This window comes from Luteibacter jiangsuensis, assembly GCF_030812295.1.
Classification (GTDB): Bacteria; Pseudomonadota; Gammaproteobacteria; order Xanthomonadales; family Rhodanobacteraceae; genus Luteibacter; species Luteibacter jiangsuensis_A.
This window is the reverse complement of record NZ_JAUSSK010000001.1, coordinates 1,098,694-1,116,856: the sequence shown is the minus strand read 5'-3', so window position 1 is coordinate 1,116,856 and position 18,163 is coordinate 1,098,694. Positions and strand designations below refer to the sequence as shown.

15 protein-coding genes and 2 tRNA genes are annotated in these 18,163 nt (G+C 65.9%); 12 read left to right on the top strand and 5 right to left on the bottom strand.

Going from position 1 to position 18,163, the window contains the following annotated elements:
- The first annotated feature begins 129 nt into the window (after nucleotides 1–129).
- The 6 genes from lon (at nucleotide 130) to fabV (ending at nucleotide 6,878) form a co-directional block, all read left to right on the top strand.
- Complete coding sequence (lon, locus tag J2T07_RS04835) at nucleotides 130–2,640, top strand: endopeptidase La (RefSeq protein WP_306847714.1); 2,511 nt, start codon at nucleotides 130–132, stop codon at nucleotides 2,638–2,640.
- Between the two features lie 336 nt (nucleotides 2,641–2,976).
- Nucleotides 2,977–3,249, top strand: a complete 273-nt coding sequence (locus J2T07_RS04830) for an HU family DNA-binding protein (protein ID WP_306847712.1) — start codon at nucleotides 2,977–2,979, stop codon at nucleotides 3,247–3,249.
- Nucleotides 3,250–3,266: 17 nt separating this feature from the next.
- Nucleotides 3,267–3,341, top strand: a tRNA-Val gene (locus tag J2T07_RS04825).
- Between the two features lie 9 nt (nucleotides 3,342–3,350).
- Nucleotides 3,351–3,427: transfer RNA gene (locus J2T07_RS04820), tRNA-Asp, on the top strand.
- Between the two features lie 84 nt (nucleotides 3,428–3,511).
- The gene (locus tag J2T07_RS04815; RefSeq protein WP_306847711.1) at nucleotides 3,512–5,422 is read left to right on the top strand and encodes a SurA N-terminal domain-containing protein; all 1,911 of its coding nucleotides are present in this window, start codon (nucleotides 3,512–3,514) and stop codon (nucleotides 5,420–5,422) included.
- Nucleotides 5,423–5,672: 250 nt separating this feature from the next.
- Nucleotides 5,673–6,878 carry an enoyl-ACP reductase FabV gene (gene fabV / locus J2T07_RS04810; protein ID WP_306847710.1) on the top strand — a complete coding sequence of 402 codons (1,206 nt, stop codon included), beginning with the start codon at nucleotides 5,673–5,675 and terminating at the stop codon, nucleotides 6,876–6,878.
- Between the two features lie 29 nt (nucleotides 6,879–6,907).
- Here fabV and J2T07_RS04805 read toward each other — a convergent pair whose 3' ends face one another.
- On the bottom strand, nucleotides 6,908–8,182 hold the full coding sequence (locus tag J2T07_RS04805) for a transglycosylase SLT domain-containing protein (protein ID WP_306847708.1): 1,275 nt from the start codon (nucleotides 8,180–8,182) through the stop codon (nucleotides 6,908–6,910).
- Nucleotides 8,179–8,946 carry a hydroxyacylglutathione hydrolase gene (gene gloB / locus J2T07_RS04800; RefSeq protein WP_306847707.1) on the bottom strand — a complete coding sequence of 256 codons (768 nt, stop codon included), beginning with the start codon at nucleotides 8,944–8,946 and terminating at the stop codon, nucleotides 8,179–8,181. The genes J2T07_RS04805 and gloB overlap by 4 nt, the downstream gene beginning before the upstream one ends.
- A 167-nt stretch (nucleotides 8,947–9,113) precedes the next feature.
- Between gloB and J2T07_RS04795 the strand changes: the two genes are divergently transcribed.
- From J2T07_RS04795 to dnaQ, 3 genes are read left to right on the top strand one after another with little or no spacing between them, the layout of a single operon-like run.
- Nucleotides 9,114–9,806 carry a methyltransferase domain-containing protein gene (locus tag J2T07_RS04795; protein ID WP_306847705.1) on the top strand — a complete coding sequence of 231 codons (693 nt, stop codon included), beginning with the start codon at nucleotides 9,114–9,116 and terminating at the stop codon, nucleotides 9,804–9,806.
- A gap of 8 nt (nucleotides 9,807–9,814) precedes the next feature.
- On the top strand, nucleotides 9,815–10,276 hold the full coding sequence (gene rnhA / locus J2T07_RS04790; RefSeq protein ID WP_306847703.1) for a ribonuclease HI: 462 nt from the start codon (nucleotides 9,815–9,817) through the stop codon (nucleotides 10,274–10,276).
- Nucleotides 10,273–10,995 carry a DNA polymerase III subunit epsilon gene (dnaQ, locus tag J2T07_RS04785; protein WP_306847701.1) on the top strand — a complete coding sequence of 241 codons (723 nt, stop codon included), beginning with the start codon at nucleotides 10,273–10,275 and terminating at the stop codon, nucleotides 10,993–10,995. Before rnhA ends, dnaQ begins: the two co-directional genes overlap by 4 nt.
- A gap of 646 nt (nucleotides 10,996–11,641) precedes the next feature.
- Here dnaQ and J2T07_RS04780 read toward each other — a convergent pair.
- On the bottom strand, nucleotides 11,642–13,657 hold the full coding sequence (locus J2T07_RS04780; protein WP_306847699.1) for a TonB-dependent receptor domain-containing protein: 2,016 nt from the start codon (nucleotides 13,655–13,657) through the stop codon (nucleotides 11,642–11,644).
- A gap of 86 nt (nucleotides 13,658–13,743) precedes the next feature.
- Here J2T07_RS04780 and J2T07_RS04775 point away from each other — a divergent pair, with 86 nt between their 5' ends.
- The 3 genes from J2T07_RS04775 to J2T07_RS04765 all read left to right on the top strand — a co-directional run bounded on the left by J2T07_RS04775 (nucleotide 13,744) and on the right by J2T07_RS04765 (nucleotide 15,430).
- Nucleotides 13,744–14,190 carry a MerC domain-containing protein gene (locus tag J2T07_RS04775; RefSeq protein WP_306847698.1) on the top strand — a complete coding sequence of 149 codons (447 nt, stop codon included), beginning with the start codon at nucleotides 13,744–13,746 and terminating at the stop codon, nucleotides 14,188–14,190.
- 37 nt (nucleotides 14,191–14,227) lie between these two features.
- Complete coding sequence (locus J2T07_RS04770; RefSeq protein WP_306847697.1) at nucleotides 14,228–15,187, top strand: cation diffusion facilitator family transporter; 960 nt, start codon at nucleotides 14,228–14,230, stop codon at nucleotides 15,185–15,187.
- Nucleotides 15,188–15,268: 81 nt separating this feature from the next.
- Nucleotides 15,269–15,430: a 30S ribosomal protein THX gene (locus J2T07_RS04765; protein WP_306847696.1), complete on the top strand. Its 162-nt coding sequence runs from the start codon at nucleotides 15,269–15,271 to the stop codon at nucleotides 15,428–15,430.
- 51 nt (nucleotides 15,431–15,481) lie between these two features.
- Here the strand turns inward: J2T07_RS04765 and J2T07_RS04760 are convergent, their stop codons facing one another.
- Both J2T07_RS04760 and J2T07_RS04755 read right to left on the bottom strand, forming a co-directional pair.
- The gene (locus tag J2T07_RS04760) at nucleotides 15,482–16,237 is read right to left on the bottom strand and encodes a hypothetical protein (protein ID WP_306847695.1); all 756 of its coding nucleotides are present in this window, start codon (nucleotides 16,235–16,237) and stop codon (nucleotides 15,482–15,484) included.
- Between the two features lie 16 nt (nucleotides 16,238–16,253).
- The gene (locus J2T07_RS04755) at nucleotides 16,254–18,053 is read right to left on the bottom strand and encodes a hypothetical protein (RefSeq protein ID WP_306847694.1); all 1,800 of its coding nucleotides are present in this window, start codon (nucleotides 18,051–18,053) and stop codon (nucleotides 16,254–16,256) included.
- Nucleotides 18,054–18,163 lie beyond the last annotated feature (110 nt).

The following is an 18,163-nucleotide window of genomic DNA, read 5'->3' as shown; positions in this document are numbered from 1 at the left end:
CGCCGGGGCCGTTTTTCTTTGCGTGCCCGGCTCTTGATCGACCTTTCGCGAACCACCACTTGACGTCTATGGCGGCTCCGGCGCAGTGTCGGGGCGAGGCCCAAATTTTCCGAGGGAAACCCCAAGCACATGGCGAAGAATCGCAGCCAAACCACGAGCGGATCCGAGCTGGACCTGTTGCCGGTCCTGCCCCTGCGTGACGTCGTCGTCTACCCGCACATGGTCATCCCGCTCTTCGTCGGGCGCGACAAGTCCATGCGTGCGCTGGAGCGGGCGATGGAAGGCGAGCGGCAGATCCTGCTCGTCGCGCAGAAGAGCCCGGACATCGACGATCCGTCCATCGGCGACCTGCACCAGGTGGGTACGCTCGCCGGCGTCCTGCAATTGCTGAAACTGCCCGACGGCACCGTGAAGGTGCTGGTGGAAGGACAGTCGCGGGTGCAGATCGACGCCTTCGAGGACGAGTCCGGCATGATGAGCGGCCGTGCCCGCGTCATCGAGCCGGTCTACACCAGCAACGAGCGCGAGCTCGACGTGGTCTCGCGCTCCCTCGTTTCGCTGTTCGAGCAGTTGGTGAAGCAGAGCCGCAAGCTTCCGCCGGAGATCCTCGCCACGCTCTCGGGCATCGACGATCCCTCGCGCCTCGCCGACTCGATCGCAGCCCATCTTTCCGTGCGCATGGGCGACAAGCAGAAGGTGCTCGAGACGGCCGACGTCGGCCAGCGCCTGGAGCTGCTCATCGGCCTGGTCGATGGCGAGATGGACCTCCAGCAGGTCGAGAAGCGCATCCGCGGCCGCGTGAAGTCGCAGATGGAGAAGAGCCAGCGCGAGTACTACCTCAACGAACAGATGAAGGCCATCCAGAAGGAACTGGGTGACGGCGAGGAGGGCGCGAACGAGATCGAAGAGCTGCAGAAGAAGATCGATGCAGCCGGCATGCCGAAGGCGGTACTCGCCAAGGCGCGCCAGGAATTCAGCAAGCTCAAGCAGATGTCCCCGATGTCGGCCGAGGCCACCGTCGTGCGCAACTACCTCGACTGGGTGGTGGGCGTGCCGTGGAAGAAGCGCAGCAAGGTCCGCAAGGACCTCGCGCTGGCCCAGGAGACGCTCGACGCCGATCACTTCGGCCTCGAGAAGGTGAAGGAACGCATCCTTGAATACCTCGCCGTCCAGCAGCGCGTGAACACGATGAAGGGTCCGATCCTCTGCCTCGTCGGTCCGCCCGGCGTGGGCAAGACGTCGCTCGGGCAGTCGATCGCCAAGGCGACCAATCGCAAGTTCGTCCGCATGAGCCTGGGCGGCGTGCGCGACGAGGCTGAGATTCGCGGTCACCGCCGCACCTACATCGGCTCCATGCCTGGCCGGATCGTGCAGAACCTCAACAAGATCGGCACGAAGAATCCGCTGTTCGTCCTCGACGAGATCGACAAGATGTCGATGGACTTCCGCGGCGATCCCTCGTCGGCGCTGCTGGAGGTGCTCGATCCGGAGCAGAACAACGCGTTCAACGATCACTACCTGGAAGTCGACCTCGACCTCTCCGAGGTGATGTGGATCGCCACGGCCAACTCGTTGAACATCCCCGGGCCGCTGCTCGATCGCATGGAGGTGATCCGCATCCCCGGTTACACCGAGGACGAGAAGCTCAACATCGCGCAGAAGTACCTGTTGCCGAAGCAGCTCAAGGCCAATGGCCTGCGTGCCGAGGAACTGACGGTCGGCGAGGACGCGCTTCGCGACATCGTGCGCTACTACACGCGCGAGTCGGGCGTGCGCAATCTCGAACGCGAGATATCCAAGATCTGCCGCAAGGTGGTCAAGGAGATCGCGCTGGGTACCGTGCCGGCCAAGGCGAAGGCCAAGGTCAAGAAGGCGCCCGCCAAGGCTGCCAAGGGCAAGGCGGTGGCGCCGGCCCAAGTCCGTGTCGATGGCGAGAACCTCGATCACTACCTCGGCGTGCGCCGCTTCGACTTCGGCCGGGCGGAGCAGCAGAACGAGGTGGGTCTGGTCACCGGCCTTGCCTGGACGCAGGTGGGTGGCGACCTGCTCAGCATCGAAGCCTCGGTCGTGCCGGGCAAGGGCAGGCTGGTCCACACCGGACAGCTCGGCGATGTGATGAAGGAGTCGATCCAGGCGGCGTTGAGTGTCGTTCGGGCCCGCGCCGCGGCGCTTGGGATCGAGCCGGACTTCCACGAGAAGCTCGACATCCATATCCACGTGCCGGAAGGCGCGACGCCCAAGGACGGCCCGAGCGCGGGTATCGCGATGTGCACGGCACTGGTCTCCGCACTTACCAAGGTGCCCGTGCGTTCGGAAGTGGCCATGACCGGCGAGATCACCCTGCGTGGCCGTGTGCTGCCCATCGGTGGCCTCAAGGAGAAGCTGCTCGCGGCCCACCGTGGCGGCATCACAACGGTGATCATCCCCGAGGAAAACAAGAAAGATCTCGTCGACCTCCCGGAGAACATCACGGGGTCGCTCGATATCCACGCGGTGAAGTGGATCGACGAGGTGCTCGATCTCGCCCTGGAACGTCCGCTGAGCCCGAAGAAGCCGGGCGAGGGTGGCGAGGACGTGAAGGTGCCAAGCCAGCCGGCCAAGCGTGGCAAGGGCAAGACATCGCCGTCGCTCACGCACTGAGGCGTTTCATCGTTCCTCCTCACGAACGAGGGCACACGTAAGTGTGCCCTTTTCGTTTTCGTCGTCCTGTCACGGTGCCCCCGCGATAATCGTTTTTCCCGCCGCGCGCAAGCCTCCAAAGACCATGCATATGTGCTGAAAGCCTTGGTATTGCTTGTATTGCGATGGTGGGAGGGCACTGGTATAAAGGCGACACCGCAATCGCCCGCGCCGCAAGGGCGCCATGGATAGCGGGGTCGTCGAACGATGCCACCGTGTTTCGATTCGACGATCTGCCGTCTTCTCGTACAGGATCGCTGTCCAGCGATTCGAATTACCTTTGAAGGGAGTTACGTAATGAACAAATCCGAACTGATCAACGCCATTGCCGAAAAGAGCGAGCTGACCAAGGCCGACGCCGGCAAGGCTCTCGAGGCGTTCATCGATGCGGTGAAGGACAGCCTCAAGAAGGGTGAAGACGTAGCTCTCATCGGCTTCGGCACCTTCAAGCTGCGCAGCCGTGCCGCCCGCACCGGCCGCAACCCGCGCACCAATGCGGAAATCAAGATCCCGGCGTCCAAGGCTCCGGCCTTCACCGCTGGCAAGGCGCTGAAGGATCACGTAAACTAATCGGTTCTTACCGTAGGGGGTGCTTAGCTCAGCGGTAGAGCGTCGCCTTTACACGGCGCTGGTCGGGGGTTCGATCCCCTCAGCACCCACCAACGTTAAGTGGAGTGGTAGTTCAGTCGGTTAGAATGCTGGCCTGTCACGCCGGAGGTCGCGGGTTCGAGTCCCGTCCACTCCGCCATTGGTCCGCAAAGGCGCCCGCGTGGCGCCTTTGCTTTATCTACCGCCGGTAAGGGTTATCGGCGTCACCTTCACGAGTCGCATCATGCTGCAAGCCCTGCGTAACAAGATCCATGGCTGGCCCGCCGCCATCGTGCTCGGTGTCTGCGTCTTCGCCGTCGCGTTCTTCGGTATCGAGTCGTACTTCGTGTCGCGTGTCGATACCTACGTCGCGAAGATCGGCGATCACGAGATCTCCCAGCAGGACTGGCAACAGCGGCTCAACGAGCTCCGCCAGCAGGCCGCGCAGGATCCGCGCTCGCCGTTCACGGCAGCCGACCTCGAAAAGCCCGAGCTGAAACAGCGCGTACTGGACGGCATGATCAGCCAGGCGCTGTTGCAGCAGGCCAACACCGACCTCGGCCTCGCGGTGTCCGATGCGAGCGTGCGATCGGCGATCGGCAGCGACCCCGGATTCCAGGTCAACGGCCAGTTCAGCCCGGAAGCGTACCGCGCGATCCTCTCGATGCAGGGCATGAATCCAGGCATGTACGAGGCCAAGGTGCGCGCCTCGCTCGCCACGCAGATCATCCCCGAGGCGATCGCGAACACCACGTTGGTCAGCGACGCCGATGTCGACGCGTTCTTTCGTCTGCGTTTGCAGCAGCGCGACCTGCGCCTCGTCGAGCTGCCGCGTCCGTCGCTCACTGACGCGAGCGTCGCCGATGCCGACATCGACGCGTTCTACAAGTCGCACATCGCCGACTACACCACGCCGGAACAGGTTTCCGTGCAGTACCTCGAAGTGAAGCAGTCCGAACTCAAGGTGGGCGAGCCCACCGACGAGCAGCTGCACGCGTTCTACGACAAGTTCAAGCAGCGCTACGCCCAGCCGGAACAGCGCGAGGCGTCGCACATCCTGGTCAACGTGCCGAAGAACGCCACGCCGGATCAGCAGAAGGCCGCGCTCGAGAAGGCGAAGAAGATCGCCGCGGAAGCCACGCCGGAGAACTTCGCCAAGCTCGCCGCCGAGAACTCCGACGACCTGGGCTCCAAGCGTGGCGGTGGCGACCTCGGCTGGTTGGAGAAAGGCGTCGCGAACGCCGCCTTCGACACCGCGTTGTTCGGCATGAAGAAGGGCGATATCACGAAGGAGCCCGTGCTCTCGCCGGAAGAGGGCTATCACATCATCTGGTTGCGCGACGCGCGCGAGGGTGATGCCAAGCCGTTCGCCGAGGTGCGCGCGCAGTTGGCCGCGGACTGGACCAAGAACGAGGGCGAGCGCCTCTACAACGAGCGTGCCGGGCAGCTTGCCGATCTCGCCGACCGCAATCCCGGTTCGCTCGAACCGGCGGCGAAGGAACTCGGCCTCGAGATCAAGACATCGCCGTTGTTCGGTCGCGATGGTGGCCCCGGCATTCCGTCGGATCCGAAGTTCGTCGCCGCTGCCTTCGCCGACGACGTGCTGGCCCAGGGCAACAATTCGTCGCTGGTACAGGTCGACAAGGGCGACGCGCTGGTGATGCACCTGGCCAAGCACAACGCCGCCGCGCCGAAGCCGTTGGCCGAGGTCGCCGATGCCGTGCGCCAGCGCATCCTCGACGAGCGAGTGGACGCCCTGGCGAAGAAGCAGGCCGACGACCTGGTCGCGCAGCTGGCCAAGGGCGGCGACATCACCACGCTGGTGAAGGCTCCCGTGCGTACGCTCGCCGGGTTGGAGCGCAGCAAGCTTGCCGGCATCAACGATGTGCCGCCTGCGATCCTGCAAGGCGCCTTCACCCTGCCTCATCCAGCCAACGGCAAGGCCGCATGGACCACCGTGCAGACCGGCAACGGGGCCTATGCGCTGGTAGCGGTCGACAAGGTCACGGATGGCGATCCGTCCAAGGTCGAGAAGGGCCAGCGAGATGCTCTCCGTGGCCAGATGATGGATGCGATGGCCCAGGCCGCCACACTGGAATACATCCAGGCGCTGAAGGCGCGCGGCGAGATCAAGATTGCGCAGGACCGCATGTAGAAAAAGCGAAGTCTGTCGCTTCCATGAGCCCCTCTCAGGAGGGGCTTTTTTTTTGTGTGCGCCGACAAGCGCTTCTGCTGGGAGGAAGCCGACCACATGGTGGGGTCGGCGATGGGTGCTCGCCGCAACCTTGCCCGCTGCCGCGGGATCGCCGACAAGGTCGGCTCCCACCCAGGTCCGCTTCCATGCGGAAGCGCATGGAAGCGGACCCGATTACAATGGGCGTCTCACTGCGTCAAAGGGACATTCCGTGATCATCCAGCCCAAGGTCCGTGGCTTCATCTGCACCACCGCTCATCCGGTCGGTTGCGCGAAGAACGTCGAAGAACAGATCGCCATCACCAAGGCCAGCGGCATGTTCGCCGATGGTCCGAAAAGCGTGCTGGTGATCGGCGCGTCCACCGGCTACGGCCTGGCCTCGCGCATCACGGCCGCCTTCGGCCACGGTGCCGCCACGCTGGGCGTGTTCTTCGAGAAGCCATCGAGCGAAACCAGGACGGGCACGGCCGGTTGGTACAACTCCGCTGCGTTCGACAAGCTGGCGCGCGAAGCGGGCTTGTTCAGCCGCTCGATCAACGGCGATGCCTTCGCGGACGAAACGCGTGCGAAGGCCATCGAGATCATCAAGAACGAGATGGGCGGCAAGGTCGACCTCGTCGTCTACTCGCTGGCCTCGCCCGTGCGCAAGCTGCCCAAGACCGGCGAAGTGGTGCGTTCGGCATTGAAGACCATCGGCGAGACGTTCACCGCGTCGTCGGTGGACACCAACAAGGATGCGGTCATCCAGGCTTCCGTCGAACCCGCGACGGAGCAGGAGATCAAGGACACCGTCACCGTCATGGGCGGCGAAGACTGGGCGCTGTGGATGGAAGCGTTGAGCGAAGCCGGCGTGCTTGCCGAGAACGCCACCACCGTCGCCTACAGCTATGTCGGCACCGAGATCACCTGGCCCATCTACTGGCACGGTACGCTCGGCCAGGCCAAGCAGCATCTCGATCGCACGGCAAAGGAACTGCGCGACCGTTACGCGGCGAAGGGCCTGCGTGCCTACGTCGGCGTGATGAAATCGGTGGTGACCCAGGCCAGTTCCGCGATTCCTGTGATCCCGCTGTACGTCTCCATGGTCTTCAAGATCATGAAGGCGAAGGGTATCCACGAAGGCACGATCGAGCAGATCAACCGCCTGTTCCACGATCGGTTGTACCGCCTGGACGGAAAGGCCGCGGAGACCGATCCCGAGGGCCGCCTGCGCCTGGACGACTGGGAGTTGCGTGAGGATGTGCAGGGCGAGTGCAAGGCGCTATGGCCTACCGTCACCACGGAAAACCTATGGCAGGTCACCGACTATGCCGGTTACAAGCACGATTTCATCAAGCTGTTCGGCTTCGAGGCGAAGAGCGTCGATTACGACGCGGACGTCAGTCCCGACGTACAGTGGGACGTCGTGCAGCTCTGATGGAATAGGGAGCTGACCGCCATCGCGCCTCAGCGCGACGCGGTCAGCTTCAATACCTGCCCGGGCTTCACCGCCTGGGTCTGCAGGTCGTTCCACTTCATCAACTGCTCGACGCTCACCTGGTGGCGGCGTGCGATCGTCCACAGCGATTCGCCGGTGTTGACCTTGTGGATGACGACCTGCGACTCGTCCACCTTGGCGGGTTTCGACGGCTTGCCCGCCTTGGCCACTGCCCGTGCGTTCTTCGCGGTGGTGCCCGCCTTCGCCTTGCCCTTCGTGGATTTCACCGGCGCATCCACGTTTGCATCGTCGGCCACGGGCATGGCGACATCGGCGACCGGATCGACCGGACCGAGCTTGTATTGGTCCGCTGCCGACTTCGGTAACAGGAGGCTGGAACCGATCGTGCCGTTGTTCGTCCGGTAGGCCGGATTGAAATCGCGCAGGTCGTTCATCGACAACCCCGATTGCTTCGCCGCCTGGGCCAGCGACTGCGGGCTCGATACCCGCACCACCTGCAGCGCGTCCTCGCGATCCTGGCGCGGCAGGCTCACGTTGAAGCGTTCGGGATCGCGCACGATGCAGGCCATCGCCATAAGCTTTGCAAGGTGTTCCCTGGTGCCCGCCTTCATGGGTACGTCCGGCAGGCCATCGTCGTCCGACGGCGCACCGTGCTTGTCGAGTGTCTTCTTCAAGCCGAATTCGCCGGCGTTGTAGGCGACATCGACCAGGCGCCAGTCGCCGAGGTCGTCGTAGTAGCGGCGCATCATGTTCATCACCGATTCGGTCGACTTGGTGATGTCCAGGCGCTCGTCGTAGTTCTTCTCCACGCGCAGGCCGAGGGTGCGCGCGGTCTGCGGCATGATCTGCCACATGCCCGCGGGACGGTTCCTCGCCCCCGGCACGTGACGGTACTGGCTCTCCACCCAGGGCAGCAGGGCGAACTCGCCTGCCACGCTGTGTTTCATCGCCGACTTGTGTGCGTAGACGATCAGCGGCAGAACTTCGTTCACCTGCTGCTCGAAACGGTTCGGCTGTTTCGTATAAGTGCGGGCCCAAGCCATCACCTGCGGATCGGCTTCGCATCCGGGCATGGCGAAGCTGTCGCGCATGTCGGACCAGAAGTCGGCCGGTGGAGCGGGGCGCAGCAGCTTCGGCGCCATGGCCACGTCTTGCACGGGGGTGACCGGCACCGCCGTGACAGCGGCGGACGATGGAGGCACAGGGCGCGTCATGCCGCCCGCACACGCCGTGAGCAGGAGGGGAATGAGGATGGGCAGCAGGCGCTGGCTCGATACGTTCATGCGCTGAAGGTGTCCTTGGCCCGGCGCAGCGCGGCGAAGCGCTCCGTCCGCGTGGCGTGGTCCTGGCCCTGGATATGGAGCCAGCGGGCGATCGCCTCGCTGTCCACGCGCAGGAACGGGTTGGTGGCGAACTCATCGGCCAGGCGGGTCGGCACGCTCGGCCGGCCCTCCTGGCGAAGGCGCGCCACCTCGTCACGACGGTGGCGCAGGGCACCGTTATCCGGATCGACGGCGAGCGCGAAGCGGACATTCGATGCGGTGTACTCATGCGCACAGCAGACCAGGGTCTCTGGCGGGAGTTCGGCGAAACGGTCCAGGGAGGCGAGCATCTGCTCCGGCGTGCCTTCGAAGAGGCGACCGCAGCCGACGCTGAACAAGGTATCGCCGCAGAACAGGAAACCCTCACCGTAGTAGGCGATGTGCGAGGTGGTATGCCCGGGCACGGCGATCACCTCGAAGCTGGCCTTGGGCGCATCCAGTGTGAAGGTGTCGCCATCCTCGACGATCTGGTTCTTCGGCTGGATGCGGGGATCGGCTGGGGCGTACACCTCCACGTCGTGGTGGCGGACCAGGTCGGACACGCCGCCGATGTGATCGTTGTGATGGTGCGTCAGCAGGATGGCCGTCAGCCGCCAGCCTCGCTCTTTCAGCGCGGCTTCGACAGGGGCGGCTTCACCGGGATCCACGACGAAGGCGTTGCCTTCGTCATCGGCGACCAGCCAGATGTAGTTGTCGCTCAAGGCCGCGACGGGGACCCAATGCATCGGGCGAACTCCGTTACGTCGATAGGGCGCGAACACCCAAGGAATGGCCGCCGGGGAGACATCCTTACCGGGCGGGGCGGCCGGACTATATCAGCCGGGTATATCCCGCTCGTTAGCAAGTCGTTAACCGATGCGGCACCCGTTCAACCCCACTACACTCATACCGCATGCCTCATTTCGCTTCCGACATCTATGCGACCCCCCAGATCGGCAAGCTCCTGGCCGACGAAGCGAGCGCCCTCGCCCCGATGCTGGCCCGCTGCACGGGCGAGCACGGCCTGCACCTGACCACGTCCGCGCCGGCCGAGCCACCTGCCATTCCACTTCTGGGCCATTGGGCGACCGTTCGCGTCGCCGGGGCGGTGCTGGGTGGCGACATCCACGCCAGCGGCCTGGAAGCCCTGCCATTCGCCGACGAGGCCTTCGGCGTGGTGCTGTTGCGCCACGCGCTCGAAACGACGGCCCGGCAGGACAACCTGCTGGACGAGGCCATACGCGTGCTGGCACCCGGTGGCATGCTCGCCATCACCGGTATCCATCCGGTCGGCCTGTGGTCACCCTGGGTCGCCCGGCAGAGCCGCGGCACGCGGCCCCGGCTGACCTGGCCGTGGTGGTGGAGCCAACGCCTCGTCCGCGATGAGTTCGAACTGTCCATGCCGCGCCGCGTCGGCAGCGCGTGGCCCCGGGCGGGCGGTGCGCCGGTCGGGGAATCCATCGTCGGTGGCGGCTATTTCCTGGTAGCGCGCAAAAAACGTCCGGCGGCGGTACCCTTGCGCCCCCGTGCGGCCGCCGTATCGGCACCCATGCCTGGCACGCTCGCCTCCGGCGCGCGCCGCAATGCCCGTGAATCGATTACCTGAAGTCCTCCATGACCGATACCGACACCGTTGAAGCCTTTACCGATGGCGCTTGCCTGGGCAATCCCGGGCCCGGCGGCTGGGCCGCACTGCTGCGCGCCAGGGGCGTGGAGAAGATGCTTTCCGGCGGCGAGGCCGAGACCACGAACAACCGCATGGAGATGATGGCGGCGATCTCCGCGCTGGAGGCGCTCACCCGGCGCTGCAACGTGCACCTCATGACCGATTCCAAGTACGTCATGCAGGGCGTGCAGGAGTGGGTGCCGAAATGGCGGCGCAATGGCTGGAAAACCGCCGACAAGAAGCCGGTGAAGAACCAGGACCTGTGGATCCGCCTCGACGAGGCCGCCGCGGCACACACCGTCACCTGGGAATGGGTGAAGGGTCACAACGGCCATGTGGAAAACGAGCGCGTCGACGTCGCCGCGCGCGACCAGGCGATCATCTACAAGGCGAAGGGAAAGGTGGCATGAGGCAGATCGTCCTCGATACGGAAACCACCGGCCTCGAAGCGCATCTCGGCCACCGCCTGATTGAAATCGGCGCGGTCGAACTGATCGGCCGCCGCCCGACCGGCCGGCACTTCCACACGTACCTCAATCCCGAGCGGACGATCGACGCCGAGGCGAGCGCGGTGACCGGCATCAAGGACGAGGACCTCATCGGTCAACCCTTGTTCCGTGACAAGGTGGACGAGTTCCTCGCGTTCATCCGCGGCGCCGAACTGATCATCCACAACGCGGCGTTCGACGTGGGTTTCATCAACGCGGAACTGAAGCTGTTGGGGCCGGGGTACGGGCAGGTGACCGATCACGCGACGGTGCTCGACACGTTGCTCATGGCGCGCACGATGTATCCCGGCCAGCGCAACAGCCTGGACGCCCTGTGCAAGCGCCTGGGCGTGGACAACACGCGCCGGGACCTCCACGGCGGCCTGCTCGATGCGCAGCTGCTGGCGGAAGTCTACGTCGCGATGACCTCGGGCCAGGTGGCCCTCGATTTCGCCTTCGACGCCGACAGCGACCATCGCGGCAACCATGCACTGAACGACATCGTCATCACCCGTCGCCCGGTGGTCCTGCGCGCCACGCCGGAAGAGTTGGACCTGCACGCGAAGCGCCTCGACGCCATCGACAAGGCGGCCGGCGGCCAAAGCATCTGGCGCAAGCTCGAATCGGAAACGATTCACTAGAAGGCCGGGCAAGAGGGTTCTTTGTGGACGAGTGGGTGGTGTGCCGGCTCGGCTTCGCCCTCGCGTTGGGTTTGTGCGTGGCGGGGGAGCTGCCGGGCGCCACCCTCGGCGCGACGGTAGTCGCCGTCCCTTGGGAAGGGATGCCGCTGCGCGGCCGTGTCCGATGGCTGCGCCCCGGCGGGCTCGGACGGTCGGGCGGGGGTTTCCGATTCGCCCTCCTGGCTCAGCGGAAACGATCGGCCATCCTGGCCGATCCCCTGCGGGCCTTGTCCGCCCGCCCGTCCTCGGCTCCTAATGTCGCGCCGAGGGTGGCGCCCGGCAGCTCTCTGGACACAGGGGTGGGTTGGAAAGAAGAAAGAGCAACGCTCGCCGTGCCGCGTGCCCTTTGCCGCTCCCACCCCGGTGAGGGGATCGCACACGAAGACGGCTTCCATCCGTGAATGGGCATCACCCGGGTGGGCGGCGTTGCTTTTGTCGCACACCCCAACCGCGAGGGCGAAGCCGAGCCGGATATCGGCCAGGCTGAAGCAAGCACCCCATCGCCGACAGGGGCGGCTCCCACCAAGAAACGTGGGGCGCCCAGGTGGGCGCCCCACTTTGCTACCGGCCGCCCCGGGGAGGGAGGAGGGGCAGGGAGACCGGGAACTCAGAAGTAGGCGCGGACGCCTACCGAAACGTTGCGACCGGGTAGCGGCGCCACGTCCTTGAACAACGACGTGGCGGGACGCGCGGTCTGGTTGGTGAGGTTGTTGCCGTCGACGAAGGCCTCCCATTGGCTGCGGTCGTCGTTGACGAAGGTCCAGGCGAAGTGCGCGTTGACCAGCGTGTAACCCGCCGTATCCGTTTCGAACGCGGCGATCTTGTCCTGCTTCATGTAGCGCACCGCGCCGAGGCTGGCGCGCAGGCTGTCGGCGCTCCAGCTCAGCGTGGAGCCGATGCGGCCGGCCGGGATGCGCGGCACGTTGCCGCCGCCGTCGGCGAGCGTCGCGCGCACGGTGTCGCCGAAGACCCGCAGGTCCCAGTTGCCGGACGGGCCCTTCGACAGGTGGAACGTGGCCTCGGCCTCCGCACCGCGGAACGTCGCATCGTTCTGCGACCAGATGCGCACGGGAAGATCGTCTTCCACGTCGCCCGTGTCGGCCAGATAGATGAAGTTCTTGTACTTGTTGTAGTACACGGCGACCTTGCCTTCGACGGCATCGCCATGGAAGTGCAGGCCGAGTTCCGCCTGGTTGGATTTTTCCTTGCCGAGGTCGCTGCCGATCTCGAACGTATTGGACGCCGCGTGCGGCCCGTTGGCGAAGAGTTCTTCCTCGGACGGGGCGCGCTCGGCGTGGTCGAGGTTCAACGACACGTGCCACTGTTCCGCGAAGCGCCAGGCGATGCCGGCGGAGAAGCTGTTCGGACTGAAGTCGCGTTTGGGCCCGTTCTCCGGATCGACGCTCTGCTTGTCGTGACGCGCACCGAGTTCGACCTTCACCGGGCCGAACTCGCGTTGTTCGGTGAGGAAGACGCCGACACCATCGGTGACCGTGGGCGGGACGAAGGTTTCCTCGCCCACGGCGGAAAACTGCCGGTGCTGGGTCTGCACGCCGAACGCGCCTTCCCATCCGCCGAGTGGATCGTGCGTGACGACGAGACGCCCCTGGTTGCTGTCGGTCGAGAAGGTGGTGCCTGGCACGTCACCTTCGAATTCCACGTGCTGGTACGCACCGTGGCCGAGACTGAATTCGACCTTGCTGATGCCGTCGACCGGCTGCACCAGACCGCCTTTCAGGGTGTAGTTCGTCTGCGCCATCTTGATGTGGACGGGATCTTCGCCTTCGGCCGGATCGCCCGGTTCGGCGGGGCTGCCGTAAAGATCCATGAAACGCGAGACGGACAAGCCGACGTAGCCCCACGAGCCGAGCAACGATGCGCCGACCGAGCCGGAGGTGGTCTTCACCGCGCTGTTGGCGAGGGTGCCGCCGGGGATGTCGTAGTCCTCGTTGTCCCGGCGCATGCCGTCGACATGGATGGCGAAGGTGTCGTTGCCCGCATCGAGGCGGAGCAGGCCGGTATGGCCGTCGGAGACGGAATCGTGGCGCACTTCGGCGCGCCCCGCGAAGCCGTTGTCGGGCGCCTTTTCCGGAACGCGCCCATCGACGACGTTCACGACGCCGCCGATCGCCCCCGAACCATAGAGGAGGGTGGCGGGGCCCTTCAGCACCTCGATCTGGTCGGCGAGGAAAGGTTCCAGCGTCACCGCGTGATCCTGGCTCACATTGGAGACGTCCTGTGACGACAGGCCGTTCTCCAGCACCGCGACGCGCGGGCCGTCGAGGCCGCGGATCACCGGGCGGCCCACGGCCGTTCCCAACGCGGAACTCTGCACGCCGGGAATGGAGGACACCGTTTCGCCCAGCGAGACACCCTTGGCGTCGTCGAGCGCCGATCCCGCCAGCACGGCCACGGGTGCGACGATCTGATCCGCGTTCTGGCCCAGGGGCACGGCGTTGACCACGATCCCGTCGAGCTTCTCGGCGTTCTTGCGGCTCTTGCCCGAGGCCTCCTTGGCGTCCACGGTGGGGGCCGTTGCGTCCTGGGTCGTGTCGTCGGCCATGGCGGGCAGTGCCGCGCCGCAGGTGGCGGCGATGGTCAGTGCGAGGAAGGTTCGGCGCATCGGGTGGGAACTCCGGTTGGGTTTCGCAATGTTATAAAGTATCATCACTTGCCTCGACCCGTGCAACTAGTCACGCTATGTCCCCCATGACCGATCCGTCCGTCGCCCCTGAAGTCCCCCGTCGCTGGTGGCACGCCGCCGATCGCCTCGGCGCGACGGCCTCATTCCTTTGCGCCATCCATTGCGCGGCGCTGCCCTTCGTCATCGCGTTGCTGCCGGTGCTGGGGCTGTCGTTCCTTGCCGACCACCGGTTCGAAGCCGGCTTCGTCGTCTTCGCCTGCCTGCTGGCCAGCGTGGCGCTCGTTTCCGGGTTCCGCCGCCATCGCCGGCGTTTGCCGCTGGTCCTGGCCGTTCCAGGACTGATGCTCCTGCTGCTCGGCGTCACGTTCCTGCATGGCGATTCGTTGTTCGTGCATAGCGTGCTGGTGACCTGCGGCGGTTTCCTCGTCGCCGCCGCGCATTTCGTGAACCTGAAGGTCGATCGCAGCGGTCATGCGGGGCATATCCATGGGCCGTCCTGCGCGCACCCGTGATTGTGTAACCGCCCCCGGATTACCTAGCCTTCGCTCCATGGCACACGACCACGCCCATTCGCACGTCCACGCCCATGGGCACGTGCACGATCACGCCGAGGGCGGGAACGAGCGCAAGCTGCTGTTCGCCTTCGTCCTGACCACCGTGATGTTGATCGCGGAGGCGGTCGGCGGCGTGTGGTCGGGTTCGCTGGCCCTGCTGGCGGATTCCGGTCACATGCTGGTCGACGCGCTGGCACTGTTGCTGGCGTTCCTCGGCGCCCGCTTCGCGGCGCGGCCCGCCGATGCGCGCCGCACCTACGGTTACGGACGCATCGAAGTGCTGGCAGGCTTCGTCAATGCGCTCACCCAGTTCGCCCTGGTCGCCTTCATCGTGTTCGAAGCGATCCAGCGGCTGTTTTCGCCGCAGCCGATCCTGTCCGGTGTCATGCTGGTGGTGGCTGTCCTCGGCCTGGTCGCCAACGTGGTGGTGTTGCGCACCCTCCACGGCCACGATCCGGACGATGTGAACATCGCTGGCGCCAGCCTGCATGTCCTGGGCGACCTGCTCGGTTCGGTGGCCGCCGTGTTGGCCGCGTTGGCGGTGCGTTGGCTGGACTGGAACTGGGCGGATCCGGTGCTTTCGGTGCTCGTTTCGCTCTTGATCCTGCGTAGTGCGTGGTCGCTGGTGCGCCGTTCGGGACATATCTTGCTCGAGGGTATTCCCGAGGGCGTCGATCTTGCCGATGTGCAGCGCGAACTGCATTCGGCCGATCCGGGCATCGTCAATATCCACCACCTGCACGTCTGGCAGGTGACCGCCGGCTCGCGCATGGCCACCTTGCATGCGGAACTGGCGCCTGGAAGCGGGCAGTCCGACCAGGCCAGGGTGCTGGGCGCGATCAAGGCCATGCTCAGTGAGCGCTGGCGCGTCGAGCACGCCACCGTCCAGTTCGATCCGGGCCCATGTCCCGACGAGCGGGAAGGGTGCGGCAAGGGCGGCCGCCACGTTCACTGAACGGGCACTCTTGCGCTTTACGCGGCCGCTGCTACGATGATCGGCCGTTTCTCTCCCTCATTACGAATCAAGGAGTTTCCCATGGGCAAGGGCGACCGCCGCACCCGTCGCGGCAAGATCTACCGTTCCAGCTATGGCAATGCCCGTCCGCACATCGACGTCGTGACCGGCGCCGCCGTGGCCAAGCCGGCCGCTGCCAAGCCCGCCGCCGCCAAGAAGGCCGCGCCGCGCAAGAAGGCCTGAGTCTTCGGTAGCGTGAGACGAAGAGCCCCGCGATGCGGGGCTTTTTCGTAATTACAGCTCCAGCCTTTCCGCGAACTCGAAGCGGCTGTCGGCCGGTGCGGCTATCACGTTCTGCTGGACCAGACCGGGGAAGATGTTCGCGTCGATGCCCGCATGGTTATCCGCGTTGTACAGGTAGGGCACGTGTGACCACGCGCGATAGCCCAGTGCCTTGATCGCCGCCACCTCGGCTTCGGCGGTGTCCATGCCTGAAAGGCGTGCATAGATCAGCGGGCGATGCGTACGCAGCGTCTCGGTGGCGCCCGCGAGGACGTCGACCAATGCGTTCGGCTGGTTCACCTTGAGCAGGTGCAGCGCTTCGAGCCGCAGGCTGTCGACGGTGGCCATGCGTACCTTTTCGTCGGCGTCCTTGCGTGTGCCGGGCAACAAGCTGCCGAGCGACGACAGCCCTTTGCCACGACCCAGCCACACCGCATGGGTAAAGACGTTGTCGAGGCCGTTGATCGCCACGTTCGCGCACACCTGCTGGAAGTGGATGCGGCGTGGTTCCGCCACGTGCACCTGGCCTGGCGGGCCGACCGCCTGCGCCATCCACAACGCGTGCGCGGCGAAGTCGCCGCCGAATTCCAGGACCGTCTGGCCTTCCTCGATCAGCCCGCTGAGCAGCATGGCCTCGTGTTCGGCCCATTCACCGTAAAGTTGCAGCGATCGCGCTACCGCGTTGTTCACCGTGACCGCGGTGGCGAGGCCGTAGCGGGTCTGCCAGAAAGGCAGGATCTGGTCGTTCGTGGCGTGCTTCATGCTCATGGGGACTCGTGTGGATTCACAGGGTGGAACGGGCGATGGCCAGGTGGCGAAGCGACTGCGCGAGCGCGGCGGTGTCGTGGTCGCGGTCGTCGGCCCAGCGGCGGCAGGCGTCTCGCCAGAGCCGGACGACACGGTCGTCGGGGGCATCCGTGCGGCAGATGGCTTCGCACCACGCGGCGGCGCCGGCGTGGTCGCCGCCGCGTAGCCGTGCTTCGGCGACGGCGGTGCGTGCGGACGCGGGCAGAGGCCCCGCGGCTTCGAGGCTGCGGCCGAGCGCGGCGGTGACGCTTGCCTCTGTGGCATGTTCGGGTAGGGCTTCATAGGTCAGCTGGATGTCCAGGCGGCAGGCCAGCGCGTCGACGCGCCACGCCGGGTCGTGTTCCGCCAGGAAAGCGTGAAGCAGGGCGTGCGAGCAGGCCGCGGCCGCTTCCTCCGCGGTAAGCAGGCGTGCCCGCTGCTGCGCGGTGCGCGCGACGAGCAAGGCCGTCTCCGCTTCGGCACCTCGTGCATGCGCGTCGTCGAGCAACGATTGCGCACGCTCGAGGTCGGGCAGGCGTTCCGCGGGCTTGCGCGCATTCGCGCGGTGCAGCCAGGTCTCGCCGCGCCTGCGTAACGCGCGTGTCGCCGCATCCGGGCCGATGGCGGCGAGACGGTCGCAGTAGCGCTCGGCTTCGTCCAGGCGCTTCGCCGCGGCCGCGCCGAGCAGCCATGAGGCCCAGGCGAGTTGGGCATCGATGCAGGCATCGAGGGCCAGCGGGTGGTCGCAGCGAGGGTCGCGCGCGAGGCGTGTCAGCAGGTCTCGCGAGGCGAACAGGCGGTTTGCGCCGGACAGGCGCTCGATGCACGCCAGGCGGAACCGGATCCAGCGCGCGAAGCCATGCGGTTGCTCGTCGCTATCCATGCCGTCCAGGGCGCGGGCCGTATCCTCCTCGATCCCGATGAGCAGGCGTTCCGCATCGCGCCGCGGCAAGTCGCGTGCACGATGCATGCGCAAGGCGGGTAGCAACCAGCGCGCGAGCCGCGCATCCTCGTCGTCGTGATGTGCCTGGGCAACGAGGATGTCTTCCCAGGCTTGCTCCGCGCCGATCGCCTTTCCGCTGCAGCGGATGTCCGGAAAGCGCTCGTCACCCACCAGGTGCAGCGTGGCCAGCGTATCCGTCGCGGAGAGTCGTTCGCGCAAATCACCTCGTGACCCGTGGGATACCGGCATGGGCGCGTCGATGGCGGGACCGGCGTCCGGCGGAGGTGGCACGAGCAGGTCCACGGGTTGTCCGGTCACGTGCAGGTCCGGCGTTTCATACGCGGATCGCCTGTACACCCAGGCCGGCGATGGGGACGGTGCTTGCGCGGCAGGTGGATCGGGCGGACGGCCGGCGAAATGGCTGGCTAGGGACGGGGCATCCTTGACGATACGTTGCCTTGCGTGCCGTGCGCGCCGTCGCGACATCGCCAGCAACAGCATGGCGGCCGTGCCGGTGCCCGCCCCGCCGAGGGCGATGAACGGCCAGCCGGCGATGGCCCGGCCACCGGGGGCATGTGGTTCGGAGCGCACGTACGACGTCGCGACGCGCCGGGTGGTCTTGGGCGGGATGGGGACGGGGGTCTCCATGATCGTCGCCAGGTCGACCGGTTCGGATGCTTCCATCGCATCGAGCATGCGCGCGACATCGCGCATCTGCCGCGCATGCCGGGAACGCTCTTCTTCCTCTTTCCGCGTGTTGCCGCATGCACCGGTGACGGATGCCAGGAGCACGAGGCATGCGATGCGCGCGACGACGAGGCGATCCCTTAAGCGGGATGACGATGAACCCTTCAACGATGTTCCTGACAATCCTTGGATGCCGGCGCCGCTAGCGCCAAGGCAACATCGATGATAGGTGCCGGTTCCCTCCGGATCGATGGAAGTTTTCGGAAACTTGCGGCGAA

What these genes read in the sequence shown, in the direction of transcription:
- rnhA (WP_306847703.1), top strand. Translation starts at nt 9,815, where the DNA reads ATGACCGATACCGACACCGTTGAAGCCTTTACCGATGGCGCTTGCCTG.
- J2T07_RS04765 (WP_306847696.1), top strand. Translation starts at nt 15,269, where the DNA reads ATGGGCAAGGGCGACCGCCGCACCCGTCGCGGCAAGATCTACCGTTCC.
- J2T07_RS04795 (WP_306847705.1), top strand. Translation starts at nt 9,114, where the DNA reads ATGCCTCATTTCGCTTCCGACATCTATGCGACCCCCCAGATCGGCAAG.
- J2T07_RS04770 (WP_306847697.1), top strand. Translation starts at nt 14,228, where the DNA reads ATGGCACACGACCACGCCCATTCGCACGTCCACGCCCATGGGCACGTG.
- J2T07_RS04815 (WP_306847711.1), top strand. Translation starts at nt 3,512, where the DNA reads ATGCTGCAAGCCCTGCGTAACAAGATCCATGGCTGGCCCGCCGCCATC.
- J2T07_RS04760 (WP_306847695.1), bottom strand. Translation starts at nt 16,237, where the DNA reads ATGAGCATGAAGCACGCCACGAACGACCAGATCCTGCCTTTCTGGCAG.
- J2T07_RS04830 (WP_306847712.1), top strand. Translation starts at nt 2,977, where the DNA reads ATGAACAAATCCGAACTGATCAACGCCATTGCCGAAAAGAGCGAGCTG.
- dnaQ (WP_306847701.1), top strand. Translation starts at nt 10,273, where the DNA reads ATGAGGCAGATCGTCCTCGATACGGAAACCACCGGCCTCGAAGCGCAT.
- J2T07_RS04780 (WP_306847699.1), bottom strand. Translation starts at nt 13,657, where the DNA reads ATGCGCCGAACCTTCCTCGCACTGACCATCGCCGCCACCTGCGGCGCG.
- lon (WP_306847714.1), top strand. Translation starts at nt 130, where the DNA reads ATGGCGAAGAATCGCAGCCAAACCACGAGCGGATCCGAGCTGGACCTG.
- J2T07_RS04805 (WP_306847708.1), bottom strand. Translation starts at nt 8,182, where the DNA reads ATGAACGTATCGAGCCAGCGCCTGCTGCCCATCCTCATTCCCCTCCTG.
- gloB (WP_306847707.1), bottom strand. Translation starts at nt 8,946, where the DNA reads ATGCATTGGGTCCCCGTCGCGGCCTTGAGCGACAACTACATCTGGCTG.
- J2T07_RS04775 (WP_306847698.1), top strand. Translation starts at nt 13,744, where the DNA reads ATGACCGATCCGTCCGTCGCCCCTGAAGTCCCCCGTCGCTGGTGGCAC.